Here is a 19,514-nt window from a genome sequence, read left to right on the forward strand (position 1 = left end):
CAACCAGCATCTGTTCGAGCTGGGCACGCCGCGTCGGGTTGGCGCACGGTGACACGAAGCGCACCCCCGGCACCAATGCCTGCAGCCGTTGCGCAGTGTCCAGGAACAGCTCGCCCAGGCGCCCGACCTCGCCACCGCGGCTGCCGGGCATCAAGGCCACCAGCGGCCCTTCGGGCAGGCTCAGGGCGTTGCGCGCCGCAGCACGGTCGGCATCCAGCGGGATGGTATCGGCCAGCGGGTGGCCGACGAAACGCACCGGTACGCCCTGCTCTTCGTAGAATTTCGCCTCGAACGGAAACAGCGTCAGCATCAGGTCGCAGCCTTCGCGGATCTTCAGCACACGTTTCTGTCGCCAGGCCCATACCGAGGGGCTGACGTAGTGCACGGTCTTGATCCCGGCCTGGCGCAACTTGAGTTCGATGTTGAGGGTGAAGTCCGGCGCGTCGATGCCGATGAACACGTCCGGCTGCTGCTCGATCAGCGTCTGGATCAACAGCTTGCGCCGCTTGAGCAGCTCGCGCAGGCGACCCAGCACTTCAACCAGGCCCATGACCGCCAGGCGCTCCATGGGAAAGCAGGAGCTCAGGCCTTCGGCTTCCATCAACGGGCCGCCGACGCCGATGAAGCGCACCTGCGGGTGGCGCGCCTTGAGCGCACGCATCAGGCCCGCGCCCAGAATGTCGCCACTGGCCTCACCGGCCACCAGCGCTACACAGAGTTCGGTCATATCAGCGCGTAATGCCGCGGGCGGAGTTCTGGATCGACTTGAGGAACAGGTCGACCTCGGGGAATTGCTGGGCAGGCTCGGCGAGTTCGGCCACGGCCTGCTCGACGGTCAGGCTCTGGCGATACACCACCTTGTAGGCACGGCGCAGGGCGTGAATGGCGTCTTCGCTGAAACCCCGACGGCGCATACCCTCGAAGTTCATGCTGCGCGCCTCGGCCGGATTGCCGAACACGGTGACGAACGCCGGGACATCCTTGCCGATCGCAGTGCCCATGCCGGAAAAGCTGTGGGCGCCGATATGGCAGAACTGGTGCACCAGGGTGAAGCCGGACAGGATCGCCCAGTCGCCCACGTGCACATGCCCGGCCAGCGCAGTGTTGTTGACCAGGATGCAGTGGTTGCCGATCACGCTGTCATGCCCGATGTGGGCATAGGCCATGATCAGGTTGTGATCACCCAGGGTCGTCTCGGAGCGGTCCTGTACGGTGCCGCGGTGAATGGTCACGCCTTCGCGGATCACATTGTGATCGCCAATCACCAGCCGCGTCGGTTCACCCTTGTACTTCAGGTCAGGGGTATCTTCGCCGATCGAGGAAAACTGATAGATACGGTTGTACTTGCCGATGCGCGTCGGCCCTTTGAGAATCACATGCGGACCAATCACGGTCCCTTCCCCGATCTCGACCCCGGCACCGACGATCGACCATGGGCCGACCTCGACGCCCTCGGCGAGCTTCGCCGAGGGGTCGATGATTGCCCGAGGGTCAATCAAACTCATAGTTTGCGTTCCGCGCAGATGATCTCGGCCGAGCATACCGGCTTGCCATCGACCGAGGCCTGGCACTCGAACTTCCAGATCTGGCGCTTGCAGCTGATGAACTTGGCTTCGAGGATCAGTTGATCCCCCGGCAGCACCGGCTGGCGGAAGCGCAGCTTGTCGGAGCCGACGAAGTAATACAGGGTACCGTCGGCCGGCTTGACGTCAAGCATCTTGAAGCCGAGGATGCCGGCCGCCTGGGCCATCGCTTCGATGATCAGCACGCCGGGCATGATCGGGTGCGCCGGGAAGTGACCGTTGAAGAAAGGCTCATTGATGCTGACATTCTTGTAGGCACGAATGCGCTGAGCCTCGACGTCCAGGTCCACTACCCGGTCCACCAGCAGGAACGGGTAACGGTGAGGCAGGTATTCGCGGATTTCGTTGATGTCCATCATTTCGGGGGGAAGCCTGTAGTAAAGATAGGGAGCGCGCACATTCGGGCAACGCTCCTTTAGCAAATCAGGAGCGCAGTCTAGCGGCTGGGCGCCCTTGATCAGGAAATGGTATCAGCCTTCTGATGAAGCTTTGTCGCCCGAGGTCACGGCCTCGAGTCGCTTTTCCACCTGCTGAAGACGTTTGGCCATCTCGTCCAACTGGCGAATGCGAGCAGCGCTCTTGCGCCATTCACCCAACGGCTGCATGGCGGTACCCGAGGAATAGGCGCCTGGCTCGGTGATGGAACGGGTAACCATGGTCATCCCCGAAACGAAAACGCCATCACACACGTCAATGTGCCCGACCATACCGACACCGCCGGCAATGGTGCAATGCTTGCCGATACGGGTGCTGCCGGAAATACCGACACACGCGGCCATTGCCGTGTGGTCGCCGATCTGTACGTTATGGGCGATCTGGATCTGGTTGTCGAGTTTGACCCCATTGCCGATACGGGTATCGGCCAACGCGCCTCGATCGACAGCGGTATTGACCCCGATCTCGACATCGTCGCCGATGCTCACCCCACCGATCTGGGCGATCTTCTGCCACACGCCCTTCTCGCTGGCAAAGCCGAAGCCCTCACCGCCCAGCACCGCGCCGGACTGAATGACGACCCGCTTGCCGATGCGCACATCGTGATACAGCGTGACACGCGGGGCCAACCAGCCGCCCTCGCCAATTTCGCAACGGGCGCCAATGAAGCAGTGTGCGCCAATACTGACGCCGGCGCCGATACGGGCACCGCTTTCGATCACCGCACATGCCCCCACGCTGGCACTGGCATCGACCTGAGCGTCCGCTGCCACCACGGCGCTGGGATGAATTCCCGCCACAGCCCTGGGGCTTTGGATCGAACAGGTGAGAAACACGTGCGTAGGCCAGATAAGGGTCGGCCACGATCAACGCGTGACCGGCAAACCCTTCGGCATCGGCAGCCTTGAGCAGGACCGCAGCGGCCTTGCTCTCAGGCAGAAATTTGCGGTACTGCGGATTGGCCAGGAAGCTCAATTGCCCTGGTCCAGCTTCCTGCAGGGTCGCAAGGCCGGTGATATCGAGTTCCGCCGGGCCACTGAGGGTGGCCCCGAGGAACTCGGCCAACTGGCCGAGTTTCATGCTGGCAGTCATGTTCAACGGGACTGGTTCATGCGCTCGATGACCTGGCGGGTGATGTCGAACTGAGGTTTGACATCAATGACCGCGCCACGCTCGAGTACCAGGTCGAAGGCACCTTTCTTGATGACTTCTTCCACCGCGCCGTCGAGTTTCGGCTTGAGCTGTTTGAGCATCTCGCGGTCAGCCACGGCCTTGGCTTCGTTCAGCTCCTTGGACTGGAACTGGAAGTCACGGGCCTTTTGCTTGAATTCAAGCTCCAGGCGCTCACGCTCGCCCTGGGCCATCTTGTCGCCACCCTTGACCAGACGGTCCTGGATGCCCTTGGCACTGCTTTCCAGGTTTTTCAGCTTGGTCAGTTGCGGGCCGAATTTTTTCTCGGCATCGACCGCGTACTTCTTCGCAGCGTCCGATTCCAGCAGGGCCATCTGATAGTTCAGAACGGCGATTTTCATCTCGGCGAATGCCGGGGTTGCGATCAGGGTCGCAGCCAGTACAGCCAGTTGAGTCAACTTACGCACGATGCACTCCTACAGAATCCGTTGTCGTTTACGCGGGGCAGACCCTTAGAAGGTCTGACCCAGAGAGAATTGGAACACCTGGGTATCGGCTTCGTCCGGCTTCTTCACCGGCATCGCCAGGCTGAAGCTCAGCGGGCCCAGTGCGGTAATCCAGGTCACGCCCAGACCGACGGAGCTGGCCAGGCCACCCAGGCCGACTTTCTCGCAATCAGGCTTGGAGCCGCAGTTGGTGTCGAACACGTTACCCACATCCCAGAAGACCGAGGTGCGCAGCGAACGCTGGTCCTTGACGAACGGCAGCGGGAACAGCAGCTCCATGCCGCCCTGGACCAGCACGTTGCCGCCGAACGGCAGGGGATCCTGGTCCGGATCACGCGCGGTGCCAGGGTTCTTGCCGGTACTTGGCGTACTGCGCGGGCCCAGGCTGCTGTCCTTGAAGCCACGAACCGAGTTGAAACCACCGGCGTAGTAGTTCTCGTAGAACGGCAGGCCCGAGGTACCGCCGAAGCCGTCGCCGTAACCCAGCTCGGTGTGCAGGCGCAGGGTGTAGTCATTGTTGATCGGCTTGAACAGCTGGCCACGGTAGTCGAGCTTGAAGAACGACAGATCGCTGCCCGGCGTGGTCGCCTCGAGCACCAGGCTCTGGGAGTGACCGCGGGTGGCCAGCACGCCTTTGTTCAGGGTCGATTCGGACCAGCCGGCCGAGGCCTTGAAGTTCAGGTAGTTGTCGCCTTCCTCTTTGACGAAGTCGAAGATCTCGTCAACGGTATAGCGACCGGTCTTGATCTTGTCCTGCTGCGCGGTCAGGCCGAAGGTCAGGCGCGAGGTCTCGCTGATCGGGTAGCCGACGCTGACGCCCGCACCCAGGCTGTCCACCGCATAGCTGGCCACGTCGACGTCGAGGTCATCGTAGTCGGTGGTGCGGTAGAAGGCGTTGTAACCCAGGCTGACGCCATCGGCAGTCCAGTAGGGGTCCACGAAGCCGAAGTTGTATCGGCTCTGGTACTCGGAACGGGTCAGGCCGATGGACACCTTGTTACCGGTACCCAGGAAGTTGTTCTGGCTGATCGAACCACCCAGGATCAGGCCCGCGCTCTGGGCGAAACCGACACTGGCGGTGATCGAACCGGAGGCTTGCTCTTCAACGCTGTAGTTCACGTCGACCTGGTCGTCGGTACCCGGTACGGCCGGGGTCTCGACGTTGGCTTCCTTGAAGAAGCCCAGGCGCTCCAGACGGGTCTTGGACTGGTCGATCAGGTAGGTCGATGCCCAGCCACCTTCCATCTGGCGCATTTCACGGCGCAGCACTTCGTCCTCGGACTTGGTGTTGCCACGGAAGTTGATGCGGTTGACGTAGGCACGCTTGCCCGGGTCGACGACAAAGGTGATGTCGACGGTGTGGTCGTCATCATGCGGCTGTGGCACGCCGTTGACGTTGGCGAAGGTATAGCCTTCGTTGCCCAGGCGACGGGTGATCAGCTCGGAGGTGGTGGTCATCACCTTGCGCGAGAACACCTGGCCAGGCTGTACCAGCATCAGCGCCTTGACCTGGTCTTCCGGAACCTTGAGGTCGCCGGACAGCTTGACGTCGCGAACGGTGTACTTCTCGCCTTCGTTGACGTTGACGGTGATGTAGACGTGCTTCTTGTCCGGGGTGATCGACACCTGGGTAGAGGCGATGTCCATGTTGATGTAGCCGCGGTCCAGGTAGTAGGAACGCAGACGCTCCAGGTCACCGGAGAGCTTTTCGCGGGCATACTTGTCGTCGTTCTTGAAGAACGACAGCCAGTTGGTGGTCTTGAGCTCGAACAGGCTGGCCAGTTCGTCGTCGGTGAACTTGGTGTTGCCCACGACGTTGATGTGCTGGATGGCCGCGACCGTGCCTTCGTTGATGTTGATCTTCAGGCCCACGCGGTTGCGCGGCTGCGGCACCACCTCGGCGTCGACCTCGGCCGAGTAGCGGCCCTGGGCAACGTACTGGCGCTGCAGCTCGTTACGCACACCTTCGAGGGTGGCGCGCTGGAAGATTTCACCTTCGGCCAGGCCCGACTGTTTCAGGCCCTTCATCAGGTCTTCGGTGCTGATCGCCTTGTTGCCTTCGATCTCGATGCTCGACACCGAGGGACGTTCGACCACAGTGATGATCAGGACGTTGCCGTCGCGACCCAGTTGGATGTCCTGGAAGAAGCCGGTCTTGAACAGCGCACGGGTGGAATCCACCAGGCGCCGATCATCGGCCTCGTCCCCAACGTTCAATGGCAAGGCGCCGAACACGCTGCCCGCGGAAACCCGCTGCAGACCATTGACACGAATATCGGAGATGGTGAAGGACTCGGCGTGAACTTCAGCGATCATCAGTACGGCGAGAACCGCAGTTAGCAGCAGACGTTTCATGAAGTCCTTTCTTATTCCAACTGGCAATAAACGACCCGCCGCGGGAGGCGGCAGGTTCGCAATTGAACGAAGCGTTACAGTCGACCCAAATCGTTTATCAGGGCCAGCAACATCACCCCGACTACCAAACTGATACCGATCTGGACCCCCCAACCTTGCACCCGATCCGACAACGGACGACCACGCGCCCATTCGATCAGGTAAAACAGCAAATGCCCCCATCCAGTACAGGAATGGGCAGCAAATTAAGAACCCCCAGGCTAATGCTCAGGTAGGCGAGGAAATTCAGGAAATCCCCAACACCGGACTGGGCTGAAGCGCCCGCCACTTTAGCAATGGTTATCGGTCCGCTCAAGTTTTTTACCGAGAGCTCGCCGAACAGCATTTTCTTCAGCGAATCCAGGGTCAGCACGCTCATGTTCCAGGTACGCGAAACCCCTTCGCCAAAGGCTTCGAGCGGGCCGTAGGTGACCTCCCGCAACATGGCCGCCGGCCACTCCACTGGCGCTACGCCAGCCCCCAGATAACCGCTGGCATTCTTCCCTTCACCGCGACTGGCCAGGGTCACTGGCACTTCCAGTGCCGCGCCGTCACGCTCGACGCGCAGCACGATGCGGCTGCCCGCCAGGCCGCGCACACGGTCGACCACCTGCTGCCAGTCGCTCAATACCTGGCCATCCAGGGTCAGCAGGCGATCACCGGTTTTCAGACCGGCGGCCTGCGCCGGCCCCTTCGGATCGAGCTCTGCGAGCACCGGGGCCAGCGCCGGACGCCATGGGCGAATGCCCAGGGAGCGAATCGGGTCGGGCTCATCGGCGCCCTTGAGCCAGTCATCGAGCTTGATCGTGTGGCTGCTGTCGGCGCTGGCGCCGTCCTGGCGCACGCTGACCTGCAGCGCACCGCTTTCACCCAGCCGGCGAACCAGCTGCAGGTTGACAGCGGCCCAGCCGTTGGTCGGCTTGCCGTCGACGGCGACGATTTCCTGCCCCGCCCCCAGGCCTGCGAGCGCCGCCAGGCTGCCCGCCTCGACCGCGCCGATGACCGGGCGTGCCTGCTGGCTGCCGAGCATCGCCAAGGCCCAGAAGAACACGATGGCAAGCAGGAAGTTGGCAATCGGGCCGGCGGCCACGATAGCGATGCGCTGGCGCACGCTCTTGCGGTTGAACGACTGGTCGAGCTGATGTGCAGGCACCTCGCCTTCACGCTCGTCGAGCATCTTCACGTAGCCGCCCAGCGGGATGGCCGCGACCACGAACTCGGTACCGTGGCGGTCATGCCAGCGCACCAGCGGCATGCCGAAGCCTACGGAAAACCGCAATACCTTGACGCCACAGCGCCGCGCCACCCAGAAGTGACCGAATTCGTGAAAGGTGACCAGCACACCCAATGCCACCAGGGTGCCGATAATCATGTAGAGCGCACTCATGTCTTTCTCCGAATGACGTTCAGCAGGCGCTGGTGCAACCCATGGCGGCGTTTCACATCAGCACCCGTGACGCTCCAACCAGCTCCCGGCCAGGCGGCGCGCGCATTGGTCGGCGGCAAACACCGCGTCCAGCGTAGGCACTGCAACGACCGGCTCCTGATTGAGCACGTGTTCGATGATACTCGGGATCTGCACAAAGCGGATGCGCCCTTGAAGAAATGCGTCGACCGCCACTTCGTTGGCCGCATTGAGCATGGCCGGCGCACTGTTGCCAGCCTCGGCCGCTTCGCGCGTCAGGCGCAGGCACGGGAAGCGCTGCTCGTCGGGCGCTTCGAAATCCAGGCGGGCAACAGCGAACAGGTCCAACGGCGCCACTCCCGAGTCGATCCGCTCTGGCCAGGCCAGCGCATTGGCGATCGGCGTACGCATGTCCGGGTTGCCCAACTGCGCCAACACCGAGCCATCGACGTAGTCGACCAGCGAGTGGATGACGCTTTGCGGGTGGATCACCACCTCGACCTGGGACGGGCGCGCATCGAACAGCCAGCACGCCTCGATCAGTTCAAGCCCCTTGTTCATCATGCTCGCCGAGTCGACGGAAATCTTGCGCCCCATCGACCAGTTAGGGTGTGCACAGGCCTGTTCCGGCGTGACATTCGCCAACTGGTCCAGCGGCGTCTGGCGAAACGGCCCACCCGAAGCGGTCAGCAGGATGCGCCGCACCCCCACCTGGGCCAGGCCGCGGGCATAGTCGCCGGGCAGGCACTGGAAGATCGCATTGTGCTCGCTGTCGATCGGCAGCAATACAGCGCCGCTGCGCTGCACCGCCTGCATGAACAGTGCACCGGACATCACCAGTGCCTCCTTGTTGGCCAGCAGCACCTTCTTGCCCGCCTCTACCGCCGCCAGGGTCGGGCGCAGGCCCGCCGCACCGACGATGGCGGCCATCACCGCATCCACCTGGGGATCGGCGGCCACCTGGCACAGGCCAGCTTCGCCTACCAGCACCTCGGTGCCCGAGCCGGCTGCACGCAGGTCGGCCTGCAACTGCTGCGCCGCTGCCGCGCCAGGCACCACGGCAAACACCGGCGCATGACGCAGGCACAGCGCCAGCAGCTCGGCCAGGCGCGAATAGCCACTCAGGGCAAACACCTGGTAACGCTCGGGATGGCGCGCAATCACATCCAGCGTGCTCAAGCCAATCGAGCCGGTGGCGCCCAGCACGGTAATCCGTTGCGGGCGGCTCACAGTGCGCCCCAATTGGCAGCCCACAGCAGCACCGCAAACAGCGGGATCGCCGCCGTCAGGCTGTCGATACGGTCAAGCACGCCGCCATGGCCCGGCAACAGGTTGCTGCTGTCCTTGATCCCGGAGCGGCGCTTGAACATGCTTTCGGTCAGGTCACCCACCACCGACACCAGTACCACCACCGCGGCGCCGATCAAGCCAAGGATCAGTTCACCTGCACTCCAGTCGCGGCTCACACCGACCACTGCAGTGATCACCAGGCTCAGTGCCAGGCCACCATAGACGCCTTCCCAGCTTTTACCCGGGCTGACCTGTGGCGCCAGCTTGCGCTTGCCAAAGGCGCGGCCCGAGAAGTACGCACCGATGTCAGCACCCCAGACCAGCACCATCACCGCCAGGATCAGCCAGTTGCCCATCGACCAGTGCTTGATCAGCACCAGCCCCTGCCAGGCCGGCAGCAACACCAGCAGGCCGATCAGCAGCGACAGGCAGCGCTCGCCCACAGTTCGCTGGTACGCGGATAGGTCAGCACCAACCAGGTGGCCAGGCCCCACCACAGTACCGAAGCGCCCAGCACCCAGGGGGCCAGATCAGGCATCAGGTGCAACAACATCAGCAGCCCCGCCACCACGACCGCATAGGCCACGCGCAGGCCCTGGGCCACCAGGCCGGCCAGGCGTGCCCACTCCCAGGCGCCCAGGGTAACCACCAGACCGATGAACAGGGCAAAACTTGCCCCATCCAGCAAAAAGAAGCCACACAGGGCAATCGGCAACAGGATCAGCGCAGTGATGATGCGTTGTTTAAGCATTAAGCACGGGCTCCAGCTTCGACCTGCTCGCTGGTTTTACCGAAGCGGCGCTGGCGCGAAGCGAAATCGGCCAATGCAGTGCGCATGGCCTCGTGTTTGAAGTCCGGCCAGAACAGGTCGGAGAAATACAGCTCGGCATAGGCCAACTGCCACAGCAGGAAATTGCTGATGCGGTGCTCGCCACCGGTGCGGATGCACAGGTCCGGCAACGGCAGGTCGCCGGTGGCCAGGCACGGCTGCAGCAATTCGGGGGTGATGTCTTCCGGGCGCAGGTGCCCGGCCTGCACTTCACGCGCCAGGCGCTGGGCAGCCTGGGCGATATCCCACTGCCCCCCATAGTTGGCGGCGATCTGCAGGATGAAGCGATTGCTGCCGGCGGTCAGCGCTTCGGCTTCGCGCATGGCAGCCTGCAACTCCGGATGAAAGCGCGAGCGATCTCCGATGATGCGCAGGCTGATGTTGTTTTCATTGAGCCGCCTGGCTTCACGGCGCAACGCCGTGAAGAACAGCTCCATCAGCGCACCGACCTCTTCGGCCGGACGCTGCCAGTTTTCGCTGGAGAAGGCGAACAGGGTCAGCACCTCGACCTTGGCCTCGGCGCACACCTCGATGACTGCGCGCACCGCATCCACGCCAGCCTTGTGCCCGGCAACGCCAGGCAACAGGCGCTTCTTCGCCCAGCGATTATTTCCGTCCATGATGATCGCGACATGGCGCGGCACCACGGAAGGCACACCCTGCTTGGTCTTTTCCATTGAAAAAAGTCCCGGCCCTTAAACGGCCATCAGGTCCTTTTCTTTCTGCTTCACAGCCACTTCGATCTCGGCCACGAACTTGTCGGTCAGCTTCTGGATGTCGTCGGCGGCACGACGCTCGTCGTCTTCGCTGATTTCCTTTTCCTTGACCAGATCCTTGAACTGGCTGATGGCATCGCGACGGATGTTGCGCACGGCAACCCGCGCATCCTCGGCCGCTTCACGGGCCTGCTTGGTGAAGCCCTTGCGGGTTTCCTCGGTCAGGGCCGGCATGGTGATCAGCAGCAACTCGCCCAGGTTGGTCGGGTTGAGGTTCAGGCCAGCACTGCCGATGGCCTTGTCGACTGCGCCGAGCATGTTGCGCTCGAACGCCACGACCTGCAGGGTACGCGCGTCTTTGACGGTGATGTTGGCCACTTGCTTGATCGGCGTATCTGTGCCGTAGTAAGGCACCATGACGCCTTCAAGGACGCTCGGGTGGGCCTGGCCGGTACGGATGCGGCTGAAAGCGTGCGCCAGGGATTCCAGCGATTTCTGCATGCGCTCTTGGGCGTCTTTCTTGATTTCGTTGATCATTTTTGAACTTCCTCGATCAGGGTTCCTTCAGCGCCGCCGTGCACGATGTTCAGCAGGGCGCCAGGCTTGTTCATGTTGAAGACACGCAGTGGCATCTTGTGGTCGCGGCACAGGCAGATTGCCGTCAGATCCATTACCCCCAGCTTGCGATCCAGCACTTCATCGTAGGTCAGATGATCGAACTTCTCGGCATGCGGGTCTTTGAATGGGTCTGCAGTGTATACACCATCGACCTTGGTTGCCTTCAATACCACGTCGCATCGATTTCGATGGCGCGCAGGCAAGCGGCGGAATCGGTGGTGAAGAACGGGTTGCCGGTACCCGCGGCAAAAATCACGACCTCCTTGGCGTTCAGGTGACGCATGGCCTTGCGACGATCGTAGTGATCGGTCACGCCCACCATGGAGATCGCCGACATGACGATGGCGGTAATGTTCGCCCGCTCCAATGCGTCACGCATGGCCAGTGCATTCATCACCGTGGCCAGCATGCCCATGTGGTCGCCGGTAACGCGGTCCATGCCTGCTGCGCTGAGCGCCGCACCACGAAACAGGTTGCCGCCACCGATGACCAGGCCGACCTGGACACCGATACCGACCAGTTGGCCGACTTCCAGCGCCATGCGATCCAGCACCTTGGGGTCGATGCCGAACTCTTCCGAGCCCATCAGGGCCTCGCCGCTAAGCTTGAGTAGAATGCGTTTATAGCGAGCTTGATAACCACTGCCCTGCTGAGCCATTGCGAATCTCTCCTGCGGCGTTTTGAAAAAAAATCTGGCGGGCTGTTTTCAGCCTGCTAACTGTAGCGTGGCGCAGCGACTGCGCCAGCGTGGGGCGATCTTGTAAACCGCCCCCGCTTTGACAAAGAGGCTGCGCGCGTGAGCGGGCAGCCTCTTTGGGGCGACAGAGGTAAGTCTGTCTTACTGCTTGGCAGCAGCCAGCTGTGCGGCAACTTCTTCAGCGAAGTTGTCGACTGGCTTCTCGATGCCTTCGCCTACTTTGAAGTAGGTGAAGGAAACGATTTCAGCGCCGGCTTTCTTGGCCAGTTCGCCGACCTTGACTTCAGGGTTCTTGACGAACGCTTGCTCGACCAGGCTGGCTTCGGCCAGGAACTTCGAGATACGGCCTTTGACCATGTTCTCGACGATGTTCTCAGGCTTGCCCTTGATCTTGTCTTCGTTCAGGGTCAGGAAGACGCCCTTCTCGCGCTCGATCGCTTCAGCCGAAACTTCCGACGGCAGCAGGAACTCAGGGTTGGTCGCCGCCACGTGCATGGCGATGTCCTTGGCCAGCTCGACGTCGCCGCCTTTCAGGACAACCGCAACACCGATCTTGTTGCCGTGCAGGTAGGTACCGACAACGTCACCTTCAACGCGCACCAGGCGACGGATGTTGACGTTCTCGCCAACCTTGGCAACCAGCGCTTCACGAGCAGCTTCGCGCGAAGCGATCAGCGGAGCGGCGTCGGTCAGTTTTTCAGCGAAGGCCTGTTCAACGCTTTCAGCGACGAAGGTCTTGAAGTCGTCTTGCAGAGCCAGGAAGTCGGTCTGCGAGTTGACTTCCAGCAGGACGGCGGACTTGTCGTCAGCCTTGATCGCGATGGCGCCTTCGGCGGCAACGTTGCCAGCCTTTTTAGCAGCCTTGATGGCGCCCGAAGCGCGCATGTCATCAATGGCTTTTTCGATGTCGCCGTCAGCCTTTTCCAGGGCTTTCTTGCAATCCATCATGCCTTCGCCGGTACGCTCGCGCAGTTCTTTGACCAGCGCTGCAGTAATTGCTGCCATTTCAAATTCCTCTTGGATAGGTTTTCAACCATTCCACCCGATACTTGACGGGCGTTCAATTCTGGAAATCCACTGCCAGAGCACATGCAGTCAGCAATGATGCAACGGCGACGCTGACAAGAGGATTTCAAGGTGGCAAAAAGGGGGCCAAGCCCCCTTTTTGCGTGCCGAGTCGACGCTAAGCGTCAGTTACTCAGGCTTCGGCAGCCGGTGCAGCTGCTTCTTCTGCGAACACTTCGGTGCCGCCGGCAACATTGTTGCGACCACGGATAACGGCGTCAGCCATCGAACCCATGTACAGCTGGATGGCGCGAATGGCGTCATCGTTGCCTGGGATGATGTAGTCAACGCCTTCCGGGCTGCTGTTGGTATCGACAACGCCGATGACCGGGATGCCCAGCTTGTTGGCTTCGGTGATAGCGATGCGCTCGTGGTCAACGTCGATCACGAACAGGGCATCAGGCAGGCCGCCCATGTCCTTGATACCACCCAGGCTGCGATCCAGTTTTTCCAGATCGCGGCTGCGCATCAGCGCTTCTTTCTTGGTCAGCTTGGTGAACGTACCATCTTCGGCCTGGGTTTCCAGGTCGCGCAGACGCTTGATCGAAGCACGAATGGTCTTGTAGTTGGTCAGCATGCCGCCCAACCAGCGGTGATCGACGTACGGCGAGCCGCAACGTGCTGCTTCTTCAGCAACGATCTTGCCAGCCGAACGCTTGGTGCCGACGAACAGAATCTTGTTTTTGCCCTGGGCCAGACGCTCTACGAAGGTCAGTGCCTCGTTGAACATTGGCAGGGTTTTTTCAAGGTTGATGATGTGAATCTTGTTACGCGCGCCGAAAATGTACTTGCCCATTTTCGGATTCCAGTAACGGGTTTGGTGACCGAAGTGCACACCGGCCTTCAGCATATCGCGCATATTGACTTGGGACATGATAGTTCCTTGATAAGTCGGGTTGGGCCTCCACGTATCCCAATGACCAACCCCGGATTCGAAAACCAGGAGCACCCAGGCCATCGTGTCGACACGTGTGTGGGTTTGAGCTGACGGGGCTATCCCCGAAAGCGGCGCATTTTATACCACACAAGTGCCCCCAGCGAAACCCGAAAAAACAATCAGCCCAGTAACTTGCCGGCGCACGTGCCAGCCGATCACATAAATAGTAGGCAAAGCCCGCCCGCCCAAGCCCCAGCCACGCGTCGCGCTCTGTTAGAATCGTGACTTTCCCGTTTATCTGCGCTCGCGCGCCGTGTTAGAGAGCCTGCAATGACCGTCAACATCAAAACCGCCGAAGACATCGAAAAGATGCGCGTCGCCGGCCGCCTGGCCGCCGAAGTCCTGGAGATGATCGAAGCGCACGTCAAGCCTGGCGTGACCACCGAAACCCTCGATCGCCTGTGCCACGACTACATCGTCAACGTGCAAGGCGCGATCCCGGCACCGCTCAACTACAAGGGCTTCCCCAAGTCGATCTGCACCTCGGTCAACCACGTGGTGTGCCACGGCATCCCCGGCGACAAGCCGCTCAAGGATGGCGACACCCTGAACATCGACGTGACCGTGATCAAGGACGGCTACCACGGCGACACCAGCCGTATGTTCCACGTCGGCAACGTGCCGGTCTGGGCCGAGCGTCTGTCGCAGGTCACCCAGGAATGCATGTACAAGGCCATCGAACTGGTCAAGCCGGGCTGCCGCCTGGGCGACATCGGCGAAGTGATCCAGAAGCATGCGGAAAAGAACGGTTTCTCGGTGGTACGCGAATTCTGTGGCCACGGCATCGGCAAGGTGTTCCACGAAGAGCCGCAGATCCTGCACTACGGCCGCGCCGGTACCGGCATGGAGCTCAAGGAAGGCATGACCTTCACCATCGAGCCGATGATCAACCAGGGCAAGGCCGACACCAAGGTACTGGGCGACGGCTGGACCGCCATCACCAAGGACCGCAAGCTCTCGGCACAGTGGGAACACACCCTGGTGGTCACCGCCACCGGCTACGAGATCTTCACCCTGCGCAAAGACGACACCATCCCACGCACTTCGGCCTGACCCGACAGGAACGCTAATCGATGCCCCAGGTGGATCCCGAGCTGTTCGACCGCGGCCAGTTCCAGGCGGAACTGGCCCTCAAGGCCAGCCCTATCGCGGCCTTCAAGAAAGCCATCCGCCAGGCCGGCGAGGTGCTCGACGGGCGCTTTCGCAGCGGCCGCGAGATCCGCCGGCTGATCGAGGACCGTGCCTGGTTCGTCGACAACATCCTGCATCAGGCCTGGAATCAGTTCGACTGGGGCGACGAAGCCGATATCGCCCTGGTCGCCGTCGGCGGCTACGGGCGCGGCGAACTGCACCCCTACTCCGACATCGATCTGCTGATCCTGCTCGACAGCGCCGACCACGAGGTATTTCGCGACTCCATCGAGCGCTTCCTGACCCTGCTCTGGGACATCGGCCTGGAGGTCGGCCAGAGCGTGCGTTCGGTGGACGAATGCGCCGAGCAGGCGCGGGCCGACCTCACCGTCGTCACCAACCTGATGGAAAGCCGCACCATTTGCGGCCCCGAGCGCCTGCGTCAACGCATGCTCGAGGTCACCAGCACCACCCACATGTGGCCGAGCAAGGAGTTCTTCCTGGCCAAGCGCGCCGAGCAGAAAGCCCGGCACCACAAGTACAATGACACCGAGTACAACCTGGAGCCCAACGTCAAGGGCTCGCCGGGCGGCCTGCGCGACATCCAGACCGTACTGTGGGTAGCCCGTCGCCAATACGGCACGCTCAACCTGCACGCCCTGGCCGGCGAAGGCTTCCTGCTCGAAAGCGAGAACAACCTGCTGGCCTCGTCCCAGGAGTTCCTGTGGAAGGTGCGCTACGCCCTGCACATGCTGGCCGGGCGCGCCGAAGACCGCCTGCTGTTCGACCACCAGCGCAGCATCGCCGCGCTGCTGGGTTTTGCCGACGAGAACCCCAAGCGCGCCATCGAACAGTTCATGCAGCAGTATTACCGGGTGGTGATGAGCATTGCCGAGCTCAGCGACCTGATCATCCAGCACTTCGAGGAAGTGATCCTCGCCGATGACAGCTCCAGCAGCACGCAACCGCTGAACCCGCGGTTCCAGTTGCATGACGGCTACATCGAGGCCGTGCGCACCAACGTCTTCAAGCGCACCCCGTTCGCCATGTTGGAGATCTTCGTGCTGATGGCCCAGCACCCGGAGATCAAGGGGGTGCGCGCCGACACCATCCGCCTGCTGCGCGAGCACCGGCACCTGATCGACGACGCGTTTCGCAACGACATCCGCAATACCAGCCTGTTCATCGAATTGTTCAAGTGCGAGATCGGTATCCATCGCAACCTGCGCCGCATGAACCGCTACGGCATCCTGGGGCGCTACCTGCCGGAGTTCGGCCTGATCATCGGGCAGATGCAGCACGACCTGTTCCACATCTATACGGTCGATGCGCACACCCTGAACCTGATCAAGCACCTGCGCAAACTGCAGTACACCCCAGTGTCGGAGAAATTCCCGCTGGCCAGCAAGCTCATGGGCCGCCTGCCCAAGCCCGAGCTGATCTACCTGGCTGGCCTCTACCACGACATCGGCAAGGGCCGCCAAGGCGACCACTCGGAACTCGGCGCGGTAGACGCCCAGGTGTTCTGCGACCGGCATCAGTTGCCGGCCTGGGACAGCCGCCTGATCGTGTGGCTGGTGCACAATCACCTGGTGATGTCGACCACCGCCCAGCGCAAGGACCTGTCCGACCCGCAGGTGATCCATGACTTCGCCCAGCTGGTGGGCGACCAGGTGCACCTGGACTATCTCTATGTGCTCACCGTGGCCGATATCAACGCAACCAACCCGAGCCTGTGGAACTCCTGGCGTGCCAGCCTGCTGCGCCAGCTCTACACCGAGACCAAGCGCGCCCTGCGCCGCGGCCTTGAAAACCCGCTGGAACGCGAAGAGCAGATCCGCCAGACCCAGAGCGCCGCACTGGATATCCTGATCCGCGAGGGTACCGACCCGGACGACGTCGAGCAGTTGTGGTCGCAATTGGGCGATGATTATTTCCTGCGCCATACCGCCGCCGACGTGGCCTGGCACTCCGACGCGATCCTGCAGCAACCGGCCGATGGCGGCCCGCTGGTGCTGATCAAGGAAACCACCCAACGCGAGTTCGAGGGCGGCACGCAGATCTTCATCTATGCCCCCGATCAGCATGACTTCTTCGCCGTGACCGTGGCGGCGATGGACCAGCTCAACCTGAACATTCACGATGCCCGGATCATCACCTCCAGCAGCCAGTTCACCCTCGACACCTACATCGTGCTCGACAACGACGGCGGCTCGATCGGCGACAACCCACAGCGCATCAAGCAGATCCGCGAAGGCCTGAGCGAGGCCCTGCGCAACCCCGACGACTACCCGACCATCATCCAGCGCCGGGTACCGCGCCAGCTCAAGCACTTCACCTTCGCGCCGCAGGTGACCATCCTCAACGACGCCCACCGCCCGGTAACCATCCTGGAGCTGAGTGCGCCGGACCGCCCCGGGCTGCTGGCGCGCATCGGCAAGATCTTCCTGGAGTTCGACCTGTCGCTGCAGAACGCCAAGATCGCGACCCTGGGCGAACGGGTCGAAGACGTGTTCTTCATCACCGACGCCGACAACCAGCCGCTGTCCGACCCCGAACTGTGCCGCCGCCTGCAGGCCGCGATCGTCGAGCAATTGCGCGTCGACCAGGCCAGCGGCGTCGAGATGGCCCGCCTCACCTTTTGAACGATTGACGAGACCCAGCGCCAATGAACACTGCTTTGAACCAGCTCCAGCCCTACCCGTTCGAGAAACTGCGTGCCCTGCTGGGTAGCGTGACACCGGCCGCAGACAAGCGCGCCATCGCGCTGTCGATCGGCGAGCCCAAGCATGCCTCGCCCGCATTCGTGGCCAAGGCGCTGGCCGACAACCTCGACAAGATGGCGGTCTACCCGACTACCCTGGGCCTACCCGCACTGCGCGAAAGCATCGTGCACTGGTGCGAGCGACGCTTTGGCGTACCGGCCGGCTGGCTGGATGCCGCGCACCACGTGCTGCCGGTCAATGGCACCCGCGAGGCGCTGTTCGCCTTCACCCAGGCGGTGGTCAACCGCGCTGAAGACGCGCTGATTGTCAGCCCCAACCCGTTCTACCAGATCTACGAGGGCGCGGCGTTCCTCGCCGGCGCCCAGCCGCACTACCTGCCCTGCCTGGACAACAACGGCTTCAACCCGGACTTCGACGCGGTGCCGGTCGAGATCTGGCAGCGCTGCCAGATCCTGTTCCTGTGCTCGCCAGGCAACCCGACCGGCGCGCTGGTACCGCTGGCGACCCTGAAGAAGCTTATCGCCCTGGCCGACCAGTACGATTTCGTGATCGCCGCCGACGAATGCTACAGCGAGCTGTACTTCGACGAGCAATCACCACCGCCGGGCCTGCTCAGTGCCTGCGCCGAACTCGGCCGCAGCGACTTCAAGCGCTGCGTGGTGTTCCACAGCCTGTCCAAGCGCTCGAACCTGCCCGGCCTGCGCTCGGGCTTCGTGGCCGGTGACGCCGAGATCCTCAAGGCGTTCCTGCTGTACCGCACCTACCACGGTTGCGCCATGCCGGTGCAGACCCAGCTGGCGAGCATCGCCGCGTGGAACGACGAGGCGCACGTGCGCGACAACCGTGACCTGTACCGCGAGAAGTTCGATGCAGTACTGAACATCCTCGCACCGGTACTGGACGTGGGCCGCCCCGACGGCAGCTTCTACCTGTGGCCCAAGGTGCCGATGGACGATGCGCTGTTCTGCCAGCGACTGTTCGCCGAGCAGCACGTGACTGTGGTGCCGGGCTCCTACCTTTCGCGTGACGTCGATGGCGTCAACCCGGGTGCCGGCCGCGTGCGCCTGGCACTGGTGGCCCCGCTGGCCGAGTGCATCGAGGCGGCCGAGCGTATCCGCGATTTCGTCCGCAGCCTGTAACCCCCGCCTGAACGCCGCGCCTCTGGGCGCGGCCCCCCCGATATACCTATTTACCGCCCGCGCACATGCCCGTTCCACGACGATCGCATCTCCCGATCATCAAGGTACACACACATGTCGCACTCACTGTTTTGCACCCACCCCACCTGTTCCGACCCCGCGCTGGCGGCCGCACTGGCCGTACAGGAAAACCCGGCCAACAGCGCCGCCAGCGGCAGCGGCGGGCGCAAGAAGCGCGCCGTGGGTGAAACCACCAATTTCTGGGCGCCCCAGCGCCACCTCAGGATCCGGTTCTGGGAAGGCACCCCCAAAGACCTGCAGGAGGCGGTGTTCAACGCCGGCAGCCTCTGGCTGGAATATGCCAACCTGACCTTCGAACTGGTCGCGCCAGACGCCGAAGCAGAGATCACCATTCAGATGCTTGACCCGGAAGAAGGCATCAATTACTGCTGGCCAGGCACTGAAGCTCTGCTGCCTGAAGCCATGCCGACCATGAAACTGAGCGTTTTGCCGGAGGAAGACCACTTCCAGTACACCGTGCTGCATGAGTTCGGCCACATGCTCGGCGCCCGGCACGAACACCAGCACCCGGACGCCAACATCCCCTGGGACACCGAAGGCCTGTACACCCAGTTCGAAGAGGCTGGCAAGACACGCCAGCACGTCGACGAGCAGCTCTTCAACAAGTTCGAACGCAGCAAGGTCTACAACACCGTCTACGACCCCAGGTCGATCATGCATTACAACGTGCCGGCCGATTGGGCACTGGATGGCTGGAGCCTGGTCATCGAGAATCGTGTCATCAGCGAGAAGGACAAGGCCTTCATGCGCACCGTCTATCCGCCACGCGCTGACTGACCGCCCCACGCGCACGGGCCGCCCTAAATAGATACGACCTGGCGGCGACCCATC

The 19,514-nt window shown here is 62.3% G+C and carries 14 protein-coding genes and 4 pseudogenes; 4 read left to right on the top strand and 14 right to left on the bottom strand.

The annotated features are described in order from the left end of the window. The 14 genes and pseudogenes from lpxB to rpsB form a co-directional block, all read right to left on the bottom strand. Positions 1–727, bottom strand: a 727-nt coding sequence (gene lpxB / locus G3436_RS00215) for a lipid-A-disaccharide synthase (RefSeq protein WP_163940202.1), incomplete at its 3' end; no start/stop codon positions are given. Position 728: 1 nt separating this feature from the next. Beyond that, positions 729–1,505, bottom strand: coding sequence for an acyl-ACP--UDP-N-acetylglucosamine O-acyltransferase (lpxA, locus tag G3436_RS00220; protein WP_163940204.1), 777 nt, complete (start codon positions 1,503–1,505; stop codon positions 729–731). After that, positions 1,502–1,942 (bottom strand): 3-hydroxyacyl-ACP dehydratase FabZ, encoded by a 441-nt coding sequence (gene fabZ, locus G3436_RS00225; RefSeq protein ID WP_038613986.1) that lies wholly within the window; start codon positions 1,940–1,942, stop codon positions 1,502–1,504. Before fabZ ends, lpxA begins: the two co-directional genes overlap by 4 nt. Positions 1,943–2,053: 111 nt before the next feature. Further along, positions 2,054–3,110 (bottom strand): annotated as a pseudogene (gene lpxD / locus G3436_RS00230) (UDP-3-O-(3-hydroxymyristoyl)glucosamine N-acyltransferase). Positions 3,111–3,112: 2 nt separating this feature from the next. Then, on the bottom strand, positions 3,113–3,616 hold the full coding sequence (locus G3436_RS00235; protein WP_163940206.1) for an OmpH family outer membrane protein: 504 nt from the start codon (positions 3,614–3,616) through the stop codon (positions 3,113–3,115). Positions 3,617–3,661: 45 nt separating this feature from the next. Beyond that, positions 3,662–6,010: an outer membrane protein assembly factor BamA gene (gene bamA, locus G3436_RS00240; protein WP_163940208.1), complete on the bottom strand. Its 2,349-nt coding sequence runs from the start codon at positions 6,008–6,010 to the stop codon at positions 3,662–3,664. Between the two features lie 74 nt (positions 6,011–6,084). Then, a pseudogene (rseP, locus tag G3436_RS00245) lies at positions 6,085–7,436 on the bottom strand (RIP metalloprotease RseP). Positions 7,437–7,493: 57 nt separating this feature from the next. Next, positions 7,494–8,684 (bottom strand): 1-deoxy-D-xylulose-5-phosphate reductoisomerase, encoded by a 1,191-nt coding sequence (gene ispC / locus G3436_RS00250; RefSeq protein ID WP_163940210.1) that lies wholly within the window; start codon positions 8,682–8,684, stop codon positions 7,494–7,496. Next, positions 8,681–9,495 (bottom strand): annotated as a pseudogene (locus G3436_RS00255) (phosphatidate cytidylyltransferase). The gene ispC and the pseudogene G3436_RS00255 overlap by 4 nt, the downstream one beginning before the upstream one ends. Next, positions 9,495–10,250: a polyprenyl diphosphate synthase gene (gene uppS / locus G3436_RS00260; protein WP_163940212.1), complete on the bottom strand. Its 756-nt coding sequence runs from the start codon at positions 10,248–10,250 to the stop codon at positions 9,495–9,497. The pseudogene G3436_RS00255 and the gene uppS overlap by 1 nt, the downstream one beginning before the upstream one ends. 18 nt (positions 10,251–10,268) lie before the next feature. After that, entirely contained in the window at positions 10,269–10,826 is a 558-nt protein-coding gene (frr, locus tag G3436_RS00265; protein WP_163940214.1) for a ribosome recycling factor, read from the bottom strand. Further along, positions 10,823–11,565, bottom strand: a pseudogene (gene pyrH, locus G3436_RS00270) (UMP kinase). The gene frr and the pseudogene pyrH overlap by 4 nt, the downstream one beginning before the upstream one ends. 180 nt (positions 11,566–11,745) lie before the next feature. Continuing rightward, positions 11,746–12,609: a translation elongation factor Ts gene (gene tsf, locus G3436_RS00275; protein WP_163940216.1), complete on the bottom strand. Its 864-nt coding sequence runs from the start codon at positions 12,607–12,609 to the stop codon at positions 11,746–11,748. 193 nt (positions 12,610–12,802) lie between these two features. After that, complete coding sequence (gene rpsB / locus G3436_RS00280) at positions 12,803–13,543, bottom strand: 30S ribosomal protein S2 (RefSeq protein ID WP_163940218.1); 741 nt, start codon at positions 13,541–13,543, stop codon at positions 12,803–12,805. A gap of 333 nt (positions 13,544–13,876) precedes the next feature. On the opposite strand from rpsB, the gene map reads away from it, so the two are divergent. The 4 genes from map to G3436_RS00300 all read left to right on the top strand — a co-directional run bounded on the left by map (position 13,877) and on the right by G3436_RS00300 (position 19,460). Continuing rightward, positions 13,877–14,659 carry a type I methionyl aminopeptidase gene (map, locus tag G3436_RS00285; protein ID WP_163940220.1) on the top strand — a complete coding sequence of 261 codons (783 nt, stop codon included), beginning with the start codon at positions 13,877–13,879 and terminating at the stop codon, positions 14,657–14,659. A gap of 20 nt (positions 14,660–14,679) precedes the next feature. Beyond that, entirely contained in the window at positions 14,680–17,382 is a 2,703-nt protein-coding gene (locus tag G3436_RS00290; protein ID WP_163940222.1) for a [protein-PII] uridylyltransferase, read from the top strand. A gap of 23 nt (positions 17,383–17,405) precedes the next feature. Continuing rightward, the gene (gene dapC, locus G3436_RS00295) at positions 17,406–18,602 is read left to right on the top strand and encodes a succinyldiaminopimelate transaminase (RefSeq protein ID WP_163940224.1); all 1,197 of its coding nucleotides are present in this window, start codon (positions 17,406–17,408) and stop codon (positions 18,600–18,602) included. Positions 18,603–18,716: 114 nt separating this feature from the next. Further along, a complete protein-coding gene (locus tag G3436_RS00300) occupies positions 18,717–19,460 on the top strand; it encodes a M12 family metallopeptidase (RefSeq protein WP_163940226.1) in 744 nt (247 codons plus the stop codon). Positions 19,461–19,514 lie beyond the last annotated feature (54 nt).

The sequence above is a fragment of the Pseudomonas brassicae genome (assembly GCF_010671725.1).
Lineage (GTDB): Bacteria > Pseudomonadota > Gammaproteobacteria > Pseudomonadales > Pseudomonadaceae > Aquipseudomonas > Aquipseudomonas brassicae.

Excerpts from the sequence above, each read along its gene's own strand:
- lpxA (WP_163940204.1), bottom strand. The coding sequence starts at position 1,505 with ATGAGTTTGATTGACCCTCGGGCAATCATCGACCCCTCGGCGAAGCTC.
- fabZ (WP_038613986.1), bottom strand. The coding sequence starts at position 1,942 with ATGATGGACATCAACGAAATCCGCGAATACCTGCCTCACCGTTACCCG.
- bamA (WP_163940208.1), bottom strand. The coding sequence starts at position 6,010 with ATGAAACGTCTGCTGCTAACTGCGGTTCTCGCCGTACTGATGATCGCT.
- uppS (WP_163940212.1), bottom strand. The coding sequence starts at position 10,250 with ATGGAAAAGACCAAGCAGGGTGTGCCTTCCGTGGTGCCGCGCCATGTC.
- frr (WP_163940214.1), bottom strand. The coding sequence starts at position 10,826 with ATGATCAACGAAATCAAGAAAGACGCCCAAGAGCGCATGCAGAAATCG.
- tsf (WP_163940216.1), bottom strand. The coding sequence starts at position 12,609 with ATGGCAGCAATTACTGCAGCGCTGGTCAAAGAACTGCGCGAGCGTACC.
- rpsB (WP_163940218.1), bottom strand. The coding sequence starts at position 13,543 with ATGTCCCAAGTCAATATGCGCGATATGCTGAAGGCCGGTGTGCACTTC.
- map (WP_163940220.1), top strand. The coding sequence starts at position 13,877 with ATGACCGTCAACATCAAAACCGCCGAAGACATCGAAAAGATGCGCGTC.
- G3436_RS00290 (WP_163940222.1), top strand. The coding sequence starts at position 14,680 with ATGCCCCAGGTGGATCCCGAGCTGTTCGACCGCGGCCAGTTCCAGGCG.
- dapC (WP_163940224.1), top strand. The coding sequence starts at position 17,406 with ATGAACACTGCTTTGAACCAGCTCCAGCCCTACCCGTTCGAGAAACTG.
- G3436_RS00300 (WP_163940226.1), top strand. The coding sequence starts at position 18,717 with ATGTCGCACTCACTGTTTTGCACCCACCCCACCTGTTCCGACCCCGCG.